Below are 14377 nucleotides of genomic sequence, written 5' to 3' on the forward strand. Positions count from 1 at the left end.
GGCGCTTTCCTGAGATTGGTATCGAATCAGAAACGATTTCCCTTGTGGACTTTCACCGGCTCGACTAATACATCATATTTAGGAGGATTCGGAGTCTGCGATCGGCCTGGTCGGCCGTCCTGACTCCGGGTCTCCTCAAATCCTCTCATCGAGCATCGTTCGATTCGTCATCCCGGAGGCTGCTCATGCGCACGCGACGCGTCCGTGTCCGTCCCGGATTCACGCTCATCGAGCTACTGGTCGTCATCGCCATCATCGCAGTTCTTATCGCCTTGCTGCTGCCCGCCGTGCAGGCCGCCCGCGAGGCCGCCCGCCGCGCCCAGTGTGTCAACAACCTGAAGCAGATCGGACTGGCCCTGCACAACTACAACGACGTGGTGGGGAGCTTCCCCCCCGGCGGGATCAGCGACAAGAACTGGACCGGCACGTGGTGGAGTTGGCCTTCGTTCATCCTGCCGCAACTCGAGCAGGGGAACGTCTACAATTCCATCAATTATTCACTCTCCAATATCAACCAGTCCAATGACAATGCGGCGAACGACCCCCAGATGACCATCTGGCGATCGGTGATCAAGACCTATCTCTGCCCCTCCGACTCCGCGGCCGGCACCGGGCTCGTGCCCAACCTCTCCTGGTTGACGGCGGGTGGGAACTGGGCGTTCATCGGCACCCAATACACGGCGGCCGCCACCTGCTACGTCGGGAACTGGGGCGACATGAAGACCGGCAACAACACGTTCGACCTCTACTCCGGCGAGAGCCCGGTCGGCACGGCGCCGGCGTGGGGTTGCCAGGGGACCTTCCGGGGTATCTTCGGCGACTGCAGCGACGGCAGATCCACCGGCCTCCGCGATATTACCGACGGGACCAGCAACACTCTGCTCGTCGGCGAGTCGTCGCCGAACATGAATGGTGCCCTCGCCTGGGTCAACGGCGACGGCGTCTGGGCGACGACCGTCGTCCCCCTGAACTGGAAGGCCGACCTCAAGGACGGCCAGGTCGACCCGACGGACGGCTCGACCTGCAACCTCTCCCAGCTCAATAACTTCACCCAGGCGCTCCATTGCTGGCGAAATCAGACGATCAATTGGGGATTCAAGAGCTATCACCCGGGGGGCGCGAACTTCACCTTCGGCGACGGCTCCGTTCGGTTCCTTAAGCAGTCGATCTCGCCGAGGGTCTATAACGCGCTGGGCACCAGGTCCGGGGGAGAGGTCGTCTCCGCCGACGCCTACTGAGTGACCGGGGCCGGACGGGCGAGTTTCGCGACACGCTCCTGGCCCCCCTCGGCTTCGATGCTCGGGCCTGTCCAGCACCCTCGCCTCCGGAGGAGCCGACCTTTGAGAATGCTTCGTCCACATGCCCTGCACCGGGCCGAGGCGATCGCGGCGGTCGCCGTCGTGACCGTCCTCGGCTGCTGGTCCGACAATGGCCTGAACCTGGCCAGGGTCTCGGGGAAGGTGACCGTGAAGGGGCAGCCCGCCACCAAGGGGACCGTCTTTTTCATGCCCGACGAGTCGAAAGGGACGGTCGGCCCTGCCGCGGTCGGAAGCCTTACCGCGGACGGTAGTTTCGTGATGTCCACCGAGAGCGCAGGCGACGGGGCCTTGGTGGGGCAACACATGGTCGGGATCACGGTCCTCGAGCCCGTCTCCAAGTCCGAAGCGGAAGAGATCGATCCCACCAAAGACGGCGCGGGGTTCATGAAGGCGAAGGCCCAGGCGGCGGTCCGTACCGCTCGGAGGACCGCCCGGGCCAATGAGCCGCTTTTCACCGACAAGGGGGGGAAGAAGTACCGCTACCTCGTTCCCGTCAAACTCTCGAGGCCACAAGAGTCCGGCGTCTCGGTCCAAATCGTAGGCTCCCGCACCGTCAACATCGATATCGACGAGTCGGGAAACGCCCACATCTCCCCCTGACGGACGCCGGAGCGTTGACGATCGACCTCGAGGTCATGTCGCGGCCGTTTGTTCCGATGTGCGCGGCTTGGCGGACCGGATATACTTGGGGACAGGTTCAACCTGGCCCCGACTGGGCCGCGAAGGCACGCATGACTGTACCCAAGACCGACCGCCTCATCGACTCGTTCGGCAGGGTCCACAACAACCTGCGGATCAGCGTCACCGACCGCTGCAACATTCGTTGCGTCTATTGCATGCCGGAGTCGGTCGAATTCCTCCCGAGCCGAAGCCTCCTCGAATTCGAGGAGATCGAGCGGTTCGTCCGGATCGCCGCCTCCCTTGGAATCGACAAAGTTCGACTCACCGGAGGCGAGCCTCTCGTCCGCCGGGAGCTTCCCAAGCTGGTCCGCAAGCTCGCCGAGGTCCCCGGGATCAAGGACATCGGCCTCACGACCAACGGGATCCTGCTCGCGCCAGTCGCGCAAGAGCACTGGGACGCGGGCCTGCGCAGGATCAACATCAGCCTCGACACGATGGATCCGGACAAGTTCTTCGCCCTCACCCGCAGGACGGGCTTCGAACGGGTCATCGAGGGGATCCACGCGGCGAAGGCGGCGGGTTTCGAGCCGGTGAAGCTCAACGCGATCGCGATCAAGGGGATGAGCGAAGAGGAGATCCTCCCGCTCGCCCGGTTCGCGAGAGAGCATGCGCTGGAGCTGCGGTTCATCGAGTACATGCCGCTCGACGTGGTCGACGCCTGGGAGCGGGGGAAGGTCCTGCTCGCGAGCGAAATCTTCGAACGTCTCACCGCCGAGTTCGGCCCGCTCGTCCCCGACCCGCACCAGGATCCGAGGTCACCGGCCCTCGACTATTCCTATGAGGATGGGGGCGGTCGTATCGGGCTGATCGCGTCGGTGAGCCGGCCGTTCTGCATGAGCTGCAACCGGCTCCGCCTGACGGCCGACGGCAAGCTGCGGAACTGCCTCTTCTCCCTGGAAGAAGCCGACGTCCGAGGTCTCCTCCGCGGAGGCGCCTCGGACGCCGAGCTCGCTCAGGTACTCCGTGAGAGTGTCGCCGGGAAGTGGGAAGGCCACGAGATCAACACCGCGCGATTCATCAAACCCGAGCGGCTGATGCACTCGATCGGCGGGTGAATGACGAGCTTGGGCCCGAGACCACGCCACCTCGCCGGCCTTCGACCCGGCGTGGCGAGGTCATTCGTGCATCGACCCTTGGTAATCGAGGATCCCCGCGCGGGCCAGCCAGGCGTCTCTGAGCGCAAGGACGACCACGAGGAACAACCCCGTCCCCGCGCCAAGGAAGAGCCCCGAGACCACGCCGAGCCCGAAGCCGAACTCGGTCGGGTCGAAATTCACCACGCCATTGACCCCGGGGGATCGCAACCAGGCCACGAACGAAGGCGCGAACCGCCCGACGGCGGCCCCGACGACCCCACCCGCAGCCCCGGACGCCATGGTACAGGCCATCACGGCCACGATCGCCTGCGGCAGTCGGATCATCGCACCTCCTTCGGGCGTCTCGCCGACATCGAACCAAGGAGGACGGCCTTCGTCGACCGTCGACTTACGCGGAGAACTCTTGCTGGCGGACTTGGTACCGTCGGACCTTCGCATGGTCGACCTGATAGCCGAGGCCCGGACGACTCGGGACGTTCAAGACGCCGGGGGCCGCGAGTTCCAGGAGCGGCACGACGCAGTCGTCCACGAACCAACGGGCGCTGGGCTCGATGTCGGTCGGATAGCGGCAGTTGCCCAGGGCGGCGAGGTGGATCCCCTGGGCCCGGCCCACGCCGAGCTCGGGCATGGTGCCGATCCAGCAAGCGATCCCTTGGCCATGGCAGAGGTCATGTACGGCCAGCGCGGGCCCGAAGCCGCCGAGACGCTGGAGCTTGATGCAGACGATCTTCCCCGCCCCTCGGCGGATCGCCTCGGCCGTGCGCCCGGGCGAGGACGCCGAGTCATCGAGGCAGACCGGAGTCGCCACGGCGCGCTGGAGTGTGGCCATGCCGTCGAGGTCGTCGGCCGCCATCGGCTGCACGAACATCAAGAGGTCGAAGTCATCGAGGGCACGGAAGACGTCGAGCGACTCCGCCGTGTAGGAGGCCCCAGCGTCGACCATTAGCGGGATCTCGCCGAAGTGTTGCCGCACGGCGCGGACGAGTTCGACGTCGCGACCGGGCTCGATCGCGATCTTGACCCGGCGGTATCCCTCCTCCAGATGGGTCTCGATCGCCTTAAGCATCTCGACGACCGTCGGGTAGAAGCCGATGGCCAGTCCGGACTCGACCCGCATCGCAAGTTGGTCGCTCGATGCGCCAAGCATCTCGGCGATGGTGGCGTGCCGGGCCTGGCCGAGCAGGTCCCAGCATGCGGTCTCGGCCCCAGCTACCGCGTACGGGCGACTCCCCGACCAGCTCGAGGCCAGCGACGAGATCTCCTGGACGTTCGCGAACGAACGACCGACGAGACTCGGGGCGATGCGTTCGGCCAGGTCGTCCCAGCACGGGCCGAGCGTGTCACCAGGAGGCCCACTCCCGACACCCATCGGGGAACTCTCGCCGAGTCCGATCCCGTCCCTCGTCTCGATCGACACCAGGATCGCGTCCTTGACGGCGACGTCTCCGCAAGAGGCTCGCAGCGGCTCCTTCAAGGGGATCTGGAGATGGGTCAAAGTGACACGCTCAACCGGTCCGGTCATGGTCACTCCTCCACTCGGCATACGCGAGTCCTTCCCTCTTCGAGCATTAGACCACGCGGCCGAGGAACAATCGACAATCCCTCTGACGTGATCGGTGTCGCCTTGACGACACGACCCGCCCCGCGACGGAGTGGCCCCACCGGTCCTCCGATGATGTGACCGATACCCGCATTCCCGATACGGCTCCGGATCCTCTCCCACAAGTCTTGATTTTCCAGCCACTTGGGATCGACCAGGGTTGCCGCCCTCGAGGTGTTCTCGCTAGACTGGAGCGATCGCACCAGGGATCAAGTTGGGAAAGTCCTCTTTGTCTTGTGGATCCATCCTATGGGCCAACCGGATACGAATGCGCCTTGGTATCGCGACGGCCTGGCCTTCGAATGCACCCGCTGCGGGGCCTGTTGCACCGGAGCCCCAGGTTTCGTCTGGGTCGACGCGGACGAGATTGCTAGGCTGGCCGAATTCCGCGGCGAGACGCTCCAGCGCTTCTCCAAGGCGTTCGTGCGCCGGGTTGGTGACCGCTACAGCCTGATCGAGAAGCCCGGCGGCGATTGCATCTTCTGGGAAAAAGGGAAGGGGTGTACCGTGTACGCCGCCCGCCCAGTCCAATGCCAGACCTGGCCCTTCTGGTCCGAGAACATCGAGTCTCCCGAGTCTTGGGAAGACGTCGAAGGTGCCTGCCCCGGTTCGGGGCGGGGACGGGTCTTCACCGTCGAGGAGATCCAGGCCGCGGCCGCCCGGATCGAGTCATGAGCGAGGAGGCGTGCGACGACTGGGACGTCGGGCCCTTCCGAGACGCGTTGCTCGCCTTGTATGCCGATCTCGACGCCGAGATCGCCCGCCGCGCCCCGGTCTGCGAACTGAGCGGGCGGTGCTGCCGGTTCGTGGAGTACGACCACACCTTATTCCTCACCGCCCCCGAGGCGGCCCTGCTGGTGGCCGAGGCACCCCCACCATCGGGTCCTCTCGACGAAGGGGCGACCTGCCCCTGGCAAGATGCGAACGGTCGTTGTGGCGCGAGGGAAGCCCGCCCCCTGGGATGCCGGGTCTTCTTCTGCGACCCCAACTATCTCCCCCAGGCCCCGGAGATTACCGAGGACTTCCTCGGGCAATTGCGCGAGCTAGTTGACCGGCTCGGCCTGGCATGGAATTATGCTCCCCTCCATGATCACCTCCGGCGAGCCTTGGCTGGGGGCAAGTTCCCGAGATCGCCGCGGGACGATCGCATGTAGAGGACAGTCGTCGACAAGGACTCGGCGGCACGCTCCCCTTCGAGGACCCCTCCTGGGCAGGGATCGGCTCCGTGGTGGCCTTCGGCGAAGGCACCTCGCGACAGGCCTTGGGCTAATTTTGACTTGACACTACTCCAAGCCACCAATACAGTTGAGCCAATCGACGCGAGGACAGGACCGGCCCTGCAGGGAGTTTGTCGTCGTGACTAAGAAAGAAATCGTCAGGAAGATCTCCGAAGACATCGGTCTGACCCAACTCAAGACCAAGGACATCGTCCAGCGGACCCTCGACGCAATCATCCACACTTTGGTCTCCGAAGGACGTATTGAGCTGCGGAACTTCGGTGTCTTCGAGGTCAAGCGACGGGCCCCTCGCAAGGCGCGCAACCCCCGGACGGGCGACAAGGTCTTCGTGCCTTCGAAGAACGTGGTCACGTTCAAACCGGGCAAGGAGATGGAAGAACTGGTCCGAAAGATGAATCCGGAAGATCTTCCCTTATTGGAAGACGACTCGGATGCCGATGAAGAAAGCAACGGACCTGTTGAGTCGGCCATCGAGCCCGGGGCTAAATCGCCCACGGGAGCCGATACCCTGGATTAAGCCGAGTCCCGCGACGCTTCGATCGTCGTCGGGACCCGGGGACCTGGGCTCGCGATGGCTGATCGACGCGGAAGGAATCGGGATCGGGCCGGAGGGCCTGGTCGAGGGTGTGAGCCCTCGGGACCAGACTCGCGCGATGGACCGCGCGGCCGGACCGATCCGATCGGTTACCGAAGGCGGGAGGATCCCCCAATGCGGAAACCTTTGGCGGCCATGGCGCTCGTGGTCGCAACCCTCGCCATCTGGAGCGAGGGCTGTGCCCCGGTCCCCCTGCCGCACTACGCGGCTTACGGCCCTCGACGAGCGGAAGAACTGCTCGTCGACTCGGAAAACCTCCGAATGATCGGCGACGAATGGGAGCGGTTCTGGTTCCTCGACCAGCCCTCGCACATGACGCCGTTCCGGACCCACGGCGGCCTCGGTCCCTGATCGGATCGTACCCTCGCCACCGTCCACTCGGTCACCACGGCCGGGCCTGGCTTATTGCCTCGCCCGGCCGTCTTCGTTTGATGACACGAGCTGCTCGTGCCCTGAAGGCGTGAGCCGACCGTTCGCCACCGCCTCGTCGCCAGGTCGCGATCTCGATCAGGGGGTCAGATGCTGATTGAAGAACGAGTCGACCGCGGCGACGTAACGCTCGGGATCTTCGCGGTAGGCATGGACGTGCTCGACGCCCGGCAAGGTGACCGAGCGGCAAGTTGAACCTGCAGCCTGCGCGAGCTGATAGGCCTGGCTGACCGGTACGATCGAATCCGCCTCGCCGTGGATCAAGAGCAGGGGACGGTGTCCCCAGCGCCTGGCCGACCGGATCGGAACGAGGTCGTCGGTGCGCACCCCGAACGCGAACCGCGCGGCGGTGAGGATCCCCGGATTGAACCACCTCGGCAGGTGGCTGTGCCGGGAAAGTTGCGCATCGAGCAACTCCGGAAGACTGCCGTAAGGGCTGTCGACCACCGCGACCCGGATGTTCGGGTTTTGCGCCGCCTCCATCAGGAGAGTCGACGCCCCCATCGAGTATCCGAGCCAGCCGATCCGGTCCTGCGAGAATCCTTCGTCGCGGGCCCAGGACAGGACCGCGCGGAGGTCGCCCCGTTCGCGGCGGCCCATGAACAGCCTCGAGGGATCGCTCTGCCCGTGCCCCCGAAGGTCGAACATGAGGATGTCGTAGTTGCAGGCATGAAGGTCGCGCCCGAGCGTGGCCATCTCGAGCCGAGACTCGCCCATCCCGTGGATCAGCACGATCAAGTGGCGCCGCTCCTCGGTCGGGAAGTACCAGCCGCGGAGGGTGAGGCCGTCGGAGGTCCGGGTCGACCATGACGTCACGTCCGAGCTGATCTTCCTCGGGTCGACCCCGAGGATCCGATTGTTGGGGCGGGTGAGGATGTCGGCAGCGAACAACGAGATCGCGAGATAGGCCGTGCCGCACAGCAGGAGGGTCGATCCGACGGCCCACTTCGCGAACCTGGGCATCCGCCTCGGTCGACTCGCGGTCGAATCCATACGAACCCTCCCCGTCGCGTCCACGGGGCGCGACGGCGCCCCGAAAAGCCAGCCTAGAAAAAACCGAGGGACGCTGCAAGCAAGCCCGATTACCTGTGGGCGCCGACGTCGTTGGGTACCGACCTGATCGCGGGAGGCACCTATTATCCGCCGACGGTCCCGGTGGGCCCCGTGGACTGGCCCTTCGCGCGGAGTCGTCCCGCCAAGGCTCCCAAGCCGCACGGGATGGCGAGAGCGATTGAGGCGACGAAGAAGCCTCCGTAGATATCGGCAAAGACGTAGTTGTCGGCCTCGTAGTTCACCGCGCGGAAGAGGAGCGAGTTCGCCTGCTGGGCGGGCGCGGCCGTCCCTCGCTCCGTCAACGAGGCCGTCACCAGGGCGCGACGGTCGTCCTGCTCGGTCGGCTGGATATATCCTCGGTCGGCGACATACGAGTATTCGAGCTGATGGGCGACGAGCAACACGGTCACGAGGGCCCCGACGCTCAGCGCCCCTCCCGTAAACTGGGCGACCGGCAAGAACGGCCGGATCATCGCCTCGCGCGAAGGGTCGGGGCTCGAGCGGGTCGTCATCGCCAGGAGCACCAGCCCGCTCCCGAATCCCATCAGGAACCGAGGGGGGGCGAGCTGCCAGTGCTGCGGGGCGGCGAACCAGTTGAACTCGACGACGTTGAGCAACCTCCAGAACGGCCAATTCAACGTATTCCAATGCGAAAGTGCCATCCCCCCCGCGAGGACCAGCAGGCCGAGGCACGCCCCGGTGTAGCCGGGCGACCGCCGAGGCCAGAAGAGCCTTCCTACCCCGAGGGCCGCCGCGGAGCCGATCGATAACGAGCAGACCAGCCACGACCGCATCAACGGGCTGAAGTTGATGAGCAGCCCGCCGTAGACCCCCATGTCCGAGGCATTGAAGTACTGCACGAACCCGCCATACGTGATCAGTCCGAGACGCGGGAGCGCCTCGCGCAAGGCCAAGGGATCGACGGACGGCCATGCGAGCCAGAGCGCCAGGCAGAACGAGACCGAAGCGACGACCGACGCCACGACGATCGTCGGCCCCTCGAGCCAGCCGTAGAGTTGCCCCCAGTGCATGATGTGCCAGACCGCCAGGGCTCCGACCGCGACCACGGGCAAGGGTCGCAGCGAACCCCGCTCCTTCAGGCTGGGCATCCCCGGTACCCGATCGGGGTCGGGCGCCTCGCCGATCGAGAGCACCGCGGCGAGCGCGAGGATCGCGAGCACCGCTTCGAAAACGAACCCCCCTTCCCATGAGTACCAACCGTACCCGTCCGCGGCGAAGGCGACGATCACGGGTCCCGCGGCCGGCAGGACAATCCCCGCCCAGGCGACGTAGGACTCGGAACCGGGATGAAGGATCCGAGGCGCCAGGGCGATCACAAGGCCGGCCCCCACACCCGCGACCACCCGGCCGGACTCGGCGAGCCCGGTGACGTCGACGGTGAGGGCCATGTTGCTGATCGCCCCGAGGGCGAGCAGCCCCAGGCCGAGGACGACGCAGGGATAGCTGCCGAACCGCCGGGCGGCGTGGGAGGCGGCGAGGATGGTGATCACGATCGTGAACAGGAAGATCGAATGGAGACCGTAGCCTTGCGCGGTGACCCATCCTCGGGCGGCGTTCATCTCCCGGAAGTTCATCGTGTGTCCCGCGGTCGTCAGCCAGGCTGCGGCCAGCGCGAACGCCGGCCGCGACGCGAGCAGGGCCGTCCAGGCCCGACTCATCATCCCGATCCGAGGGCCCTCCGCGTCCTCAATCGACCTCGCCATGCAGGAGCGTCCTTCCCGGTTGCGTCTCGTTGATCCAGCCCAGTTCCAGCCCTTGAGGCGTCTGGATCGTGACGGTCGGTCGAAGGGACGACTTCGGCAAGAGCCGGGACAGTTCGTCGAACGCCTTCGCCGCCATCGCCTCGCGGTCCTCGCGCGAGAGTGACGGCCAGCCGGGGCCCGTGATCATGACCGCGGGGAGCCGGTTCTCCTTCTGATACGTCCCGATGCCGTAGGGGAGGAGCGTCGGGGCCGGGGGGAGGACCTGGATGGGTCCGAAGACAGGCTCGTCCCCGGCCGTCTGGCTGCCGGCCCAGGCGATGAAGGCTCGGGCGGCCGTCGCCAGAGCAGGGTCGAGGATCTTGTCCCGAGTATACGCGGGCTCGAGGCTGGCCGACGGCTCCCCGGCGGGACGCCGCTCACACCCGGCGACCGCGATCAAAAGCACCGCGACGAGCGAGAATCGAGACCAGGCGGGTGCGACGCTCATGGGTGGTGTTTCCTCGAGGATCGCTTCGAAGGGTCCGCCGCGGGGTGGAGCGAGAGGGGAGGGGAGGGCTCGATCGGGCGGTACGAGAGGGTCCCGACCGTGATCCGGAAGGTATCCCCGGGCTCCAGCGTGGCCTCGCGACCCGGCATGAGGCTGGCGTAGCCGATCCCCGTCAAGAGGCCCACGCCGGCCCCTCCGGCGATATAGAGGGGGTGTCCCTGGCCGGCCTGCGCCCCGAGGCTGGCCCCGACTCCCAAACCTTCCGCGGCGAAGAGGGACAGGAGGACCCTTCGCCGCATCTGGACGTTGAACCGGCGGTCCTCCAGGTCGAAGACCCAGGGGACCATCCCGGTTCGGCCATCGGGCCGCTGGACGAGCTGCCCCAGCTCGATGACCACGCGCCCGGGCTTCGCGAATCGGCGGGGGGGATCGACCTGGACGATCGTCCCTCCAACGAGCGCCGGCGGCACCTGCCTCGGCTCCGCGACCTCCGCGACGACCCGATCCCCCTTGGAAACCCCGTTCCTCCCGCTGAGGAGCCGCTCGCCGGGGCTAAGCCCGTCGCACGGGATCACCTGGCGGATGCGAAGGGTCACGGCCTCGCCTGAACGGAGCAGGGCGGCCTGCGACGGTGCCGGGGGAGGCTCGGGGACGGCCGGCGCGATCGGGGCCTCCGACTGGCCGAGCGCCAATCCGGTTGGTTCTCCGGCAAGGAGCAGGCTCAGGAGCATGGGGATGTTCCCCCTAGGCGACAGCCTCATGCCCTCACTCTCCCTTTCCGTCGGGGGTCCGGCTGCGTTCGCGATGGACGAAGCGGTGGAACAGGCCGCGCCGAGGCCCTGGCTCCGCCTGACCGTCTTCGATGAGAGGGGGCGAGGCGATCCCCGCCTTGTCGACGTAGTCGAGCAGGAGCTCGGTCGCCCTCAAGATGTCGAGCCGGGCGAGCTGGAGGTTGTACCAGGCGTTCCAACGGTTCGCGTCCCCCTGGAGGACGTCGACCTCGGCCCCGAGCACGTCGAGGCGGATCGCCTGCTTCTCGCGGTACAACCGCCGCAGGCGATCGCGATACTCGATCCTCAGGCGATACTCGGCTTCCCTCTGCTCGGCCTCGAGGACGGCCTGCTGCCAGCGGTCCCAGGAGCTGCCTGCGTCCTCCGACGCATCAAGGAGCGACTTCTCGAGGTCGAGCTGCGAGCGGATCACGTCGAGCTTCGCCTGCCGCAGGTTGGCCCAGAGCCCGATGTCGACGACGGGGAGGTCGTAGAGCGAGCCGAAGATCATCCCGAAGGCGACGCCGCCGTTGCCGGGGGTCGTGTTCTTATAGCTCATGCCGAGCGGGAGCTGGCCGATGCCGAGCAGCCGGGTCTTGTCCCTCACCTGCTGGAGCCTGGCGATCCGGAGGCCGTTGAGCATCAACCTCACCTCCAGTCGCTGCCGCTTGGCCAGCAGGATCGCGTCCTCTCGGCAACGGGGGAAGTCCGGCACCAGCGCCAGGTCGATCGGGTCCGGATCGGCGAGGTCGAACGTGAAGGCCGACTCCGGATCGATCGGGACCGGGCCCAACTCCTGCGGGACGAGGAGTCGACACTGATGGACCACGACCCCCAGCCGACGCTCCGCGACCCGCTCCGCCTTCTGCAAGTTGGCGAGGAAGACCCCGGCCTTGCTCCGATCAACCTTCGCCTGCGAAAGCTCGACGTCGTGCGCCTGGCGTTCTCGGAGCTTCCGTCCGACGAGCCCGAGCGTCTCCTCCGCGACGTAGACCGCGGCGTCGGCGACCCGGGTCTCGTAGCCGATCTGCTTGGCCTCGAAATACCGCTGGGCCGCGAGGACCGCCTGCCCCCGTCGCACGAGCTGTTCCATCAGCTCCTTGGCCCGGATCCCTTCCTCGGCGATGGGCAAGGCCGCCACGTGGCCGGACGGGTCGATCGGCAAGAGGATGTTGAAACGATTGAGCTCGGCGTGATCGAGCCCCGGCTGGCCGACGAAGGGCGTGCCGCCGGTGATGTCGGGGAAGATGATCGAGTGCCCATCGTTGGCCGTGCCCGTCAGCCGGTTCAACCCGACCTGGAGCTGCGGGAGATTCACGAGCGGCACGAATGCCTTGAGGGCCTCGAACCGGGCGACGGTCGCCGTGCGGACCGTGAGGTTCGCCTGCACCGTCTCGACGTTCCGGAGGCTCAGCGCCATCGAGTCGGCAAGGCGGATCGGCCGCCCCGGCTTCGTTCGAGTCGAGACGGGGAGCGTTGTCGAGCGTCCTCTCTCGGATGCCGGCTCCTCAGGGAGCGCCGGGGGAAGGTCGTCCTCGGGAAGGGGTGGATCCTCCGGACGCGTCGCTGTCGGCAACTCTCCGGCCAGGAGGAAGGATCCTCCTGGGGTCGGCACGAGCAGCCCGATCGCAAGCCAGAGGATACCGTACCTTGTTCCCACGCGTCGCTCCCTCACTCCGGCCGGGCGTCTCTGCCCAACGCTCTCCGAAAGGTCCGTGTGGAGACCCTTCCCAGAATCACGCCGAGGCGGGCTGGACCTCACCAGGTCTGATCGCCCTTCCTGACGAATATAGAATCGTCGATGCTCACGACGGCCGACATCCCGGGCCGGATCCGGTTCTGAAAGTTCTCCGGCTCGTCGAACCGGATCCGCACCGGCAGGCGCTGGACGACCCGGACGAAGTTCCCGGTGGCGTTGTCGGGGGGGAAGAGAGAGAAGATCGAGCCGGTGCCCCCCGACGTGCTCTCGACCCATCCCCGGAACTTCCGCTCGGGGATCGCGTCCACGGTCACGACGACGGGGTTGCCGACCCGGACCCGGTCCATCTGATCTTCGCGAAGATTCGCGACGACCCAGACGTTGTCGAAATCGAGCGGGACGATACTCAGGAAGAGCTGCCTCGCCGTGAGCGTCTCCCCGAGTTGGATCGTCCGACGGCTGACGATCCCCCCCTGCGGGGCACGGATCAGGCAATAGCTGAGATTGAGCTGTGCCGTCTGGAGCGCGGACTCGGCCTGGCGGACCCGGCTCCTGAGCGCCTCGTACTGGGCGGTCGCGATCTCCGTCTGCAATTGGGCCGCTTCGCCCTGGCCGACCGCCGCGTCGGCGTTGGCCAGGGCCTGTCGGCTCTGCTCGAGCCGGACGCCGGATTGCTCGAGCTGCAAGCCGCTGGAGAGCACCTGGCGCTCGGCCGCGGCGATGTCGCTGCGGAGCGACTCGACCTTGGCGGAGGCCTCGCGGAGGGTCGCCTCGCGGTTGTCCTTCTCCTGCACCGTCACGTCTCCCGAGGCCGCCAGCCTCGAGAACCGCTCGAAGTACAGCCGGGCATTCTTCTGGATCGCGAGGAGGCCGGGGAGCTGGGCCTTGAGCGAGGCGAGCATCTCCTGCTCCTTCTCGTGGATCTGCCCCCGTGACTGGACCTCGACCTCCGACGCCCGAACAGCACGATCGGCCTCGCCACGACGCGCCCGGGCACCGTCGAGCAGCGCCTTGCGATCCCGGCGGACCAACCGAACATTGACATCGGCCGAACGGACCTCCGCCTGGAGGTTCCGGAGGTCGGACAAGGTCCCATCGACCGCGAGTTGATACGGGACCGGGTCGATCTGGGCGAGCGGGTCCCCCGCCTTGACGATCATGTTGTCGTCCGCATACAGCGCCACGACCTTCCCCCCCGTCTCCGAGGAGACCGGGGTGATGTTCCCGATGACGTAGGCGTTGTTCGTCCGGACGTGGAACCGCGACCATATCCACCAACCGGCGAGCGCCCCCGTCGTGGCGATGAGGAGCGCCAGCGACACCGCCGCGCGCAGCCGGCTTCGCCGAGACGCCGGCCGAGCGACCGAGGCCGGAACAGGGGGAGGTCCGCCCTGTGGCTCAGGTATTGTCGATGGATTTTCGCTCTCGGCCATCGAAAGATCCCTTCAACGCGACCCTTCGACGTCGTCGTGTCGCCTTCTCGACTTCGGGACGGACCACCCGGGACCCTATGGCCGCAGGCGTCCGTATCACCGCGGCTCAACGCCGGGATGTCTCCATTATTCGGCAAGACCTCCCGCCCAAGATGAAATTTCGCGACAATCCGTAAAAACGAACCAAACCTTGCCACCCAACTTTGCAACCCGGAAGACTGGCACCCCCCTGGCGCCCGGCGGGGCTGGACC

General features: G+C 66.6%; 15 protein-coding genes. 7 read left to right on the forward strand and 8 right to left on the reverse strand.

Going from position 1 to position 14377, the window contains the following annotated elements; translation table 11 throughout:
• Positions 1-185: 185 nt before the first annotated feature.
• The 3 genes from ACYOEI_RS02840 to moaA all read left to right on the forward strand — a co-directional run bounded on the left by ACYOEI_RS02840 (position 186) and on the right by moaA (position 3055).
• Positions 186-1238 carry a DUF1559 domain-containing protein gene (locus tag ACYOEI_RS02840; protein WP_462847761.1) on the forward strand — a complete coding sequence of 351 codons (1053 nt, stop codon included), beginning with the start codon at positions 186-188 and terminating at the stop codon, positions 1236-1238.
• Between the two features lie 108 nt (positions 1239-1346).
• Entirely contained in the window at positions 1347-1919 is a 573-nt protein-coding gene (locus tag ACYOEI_RS02845; protein ID WP_462847762.1) for a hypothetical protein, read from the forward strand.
• Positions 1920-2050: 131 nt separating this feature from the next.
• Positions 2051-3055, forward strand: coding sequence for a GTP 3',8-cyclase MoaA (moaA, locus tag ACYOEI_RS02850; protein ID WP_462847763.1), 1005 nt, complete (start codon positions 2051-2053; stop codon positions 3053-3055).
• Between the two features lie 60 nt (positions 3056-3115).
• On the opposite strand, the gene ACYOEI_RS02855 is transcribed toward moaA, so the two are convergent.
• Positions 3116-3421, reverse strand: a complete 306-nt coding sequence (locus ACYOEI_RS02855) for a hypothetical protein (RefSeq protein ID WP_462847764.1) — start codon at positions 3419-3421, stop codon at positions 3116-3118.
• Positions 3422-3485: 64 nt separating this feature from the next.
• On the reverse strand, positions 3486-4619 hold the full coding sequence (gene menC / locus ACYOEI_RS02860) for an o-succinylbenzoate synthase (RefSeq protein ID WP_462847765.1): 1134 nt from the start codon (positions 4617-4619) through the stop codon (positions 3486-3488).
• A gap of 327 nt (positions 4620-4946) precedes the next feature.
• Here menC and ACYOEI_RS02865 point away from each other — a divergent pair, with 327 nt between their 5' ends.
• The 4 genes from ACYOEI_RS02865 to ACYOEI_RS02880 all read left to right on the forward strand — a co-directional run bounded on the left by ACYOEI_RS02865 (position 4947) and on the right by ACYOEI_RS02880 (position 6881).
• Positions 4947-5372 (forward strand): YkgJ family cysteine cluster protein, encoded by a 426-nt coding sequence (locus tag ACYOEI_RS02865; RefSeq protein WP_462847766.1) that lies wholly within the window; start codon positions 4947-4949, stop codon positions 5370-5372.
• On the forward strand, positions 5369-5851 hold the full coding sequence (locus ACYOEI_RS02870) for a hypothetical protein (RefSeq protein ID WP_462847767.1): 483 nt from the start codon (positions 5369-5371) through the stop codon (positions 5849-5851). Before ACYOEI_RS02865 ends, ACYOEI_RS02870 begins: the two co-directional genes overlap by 4 nt.
• Before the next feature lie 202 nt (positions 5852-6053).
• On the forward strand, positions 6054-6452 hold the full coding sequence (locus ACYOEI_RS02875) for an HU family DNA-binding protein (RefSeq protein WP_462847768.1): 399 nt from the start codon (positions 6054-6056) through the stop codon (positions 6450-6452).
• Between the two features lie 192 nt (positions 6453-6644).
• Positions 6645-6881, forward strand: a complete 237-nt coding sequence (locus ACYOEI_RS02880; RefSeq protein ID WP_462847769.1) for a hypothetical protein — start codon at positions 6645-6647, stop codon at positions 6879-6881.
• Positions 6882-7037: 156 nt separating this feature from the next.
• On the opposite strand, the gene ACYOEI_RS02885 is transcribed toward ACYOEI_RS02880, so the two are convergent.
• The 6 genes from ACYOEI_RS02885 to ACYOEI_RS02910 all read right to left on the reverse strand — a co-directional run bounded on the left by ACYOEI_RS02885 (position 7038) and on the right by ACYOEI_RS02910 (position 14014).
• Positions 7038-7952: an alpha/beta hydrolase gene (locus tag ACYOEI_RS02885; protein WP_462847770.1), complete on the reverse strand. Its 915-nt coding sequence runs from the start codon at positions 7950-7952 to the stop codon at positions 7038-7040.
• Between the two features lie 143 nt (positions 7953-8095).
• Complete coding sequence (locus ACYOEI_RS02890; protein WP_462847771.1) at positions 8096-9736, reverse strand: hypothetical protein; 1641 nt, start codon at positions 9734-9736, stop codon at positions 8096-8098.
• A complete protein-coding gene (locus tag ACYOEI_RS02895) occupies positions 9720-10223 on the reverse strand; it encodes a hypothetical protein (RefSeq protein WP_462847772.1) in 504 nt (167 codons plus the stop codon). The genes ACYOEI_RS02890 and ACYOEI_RS02895 overlap by 17 nt, the downstream gene beginning before the upstream one ends.
• A complete protein-coding gene (locus ACYOEI_RS02900) occupies positions 10220-10984 on the reverse strand; it encodes a hypothetical protein (RefSeq protein WP_462847774.1) in 765 nt (254 codons plus the stop codon). The genes ACYOEI_RS02895 and ACYOEI_RS02900 overlap by 4 nt, the downstream gene beginning before the upstream one ends.
• Before the next feature lie 4 nt (positions 10985-10988).
• Positions 10989-12653, reverse strand: coding sequence for a TolC family protein (locus ACYOEI_RS02905; protein WP_462847776.1), 1665 nt, complete (start codon positions 12651-12653; stop codon positions 10989-10991).
• 98 nt (positions 12654-12751) lie between these two features.
• Positions 12752-14014, reverse strand: a complete 1263-nt coding sequence (locus ACYOEI_RS02910; protein ID WP_462847777.1) for an HlyD family secretion protein — start codon at positions 14012-14014, stop codon at positions 12752-12754.
• Positions 14015-14377 lie beyond the last annotated feature (363 nt).

The organism is Singulisphaera rosea, assembly GCF_054877945.1.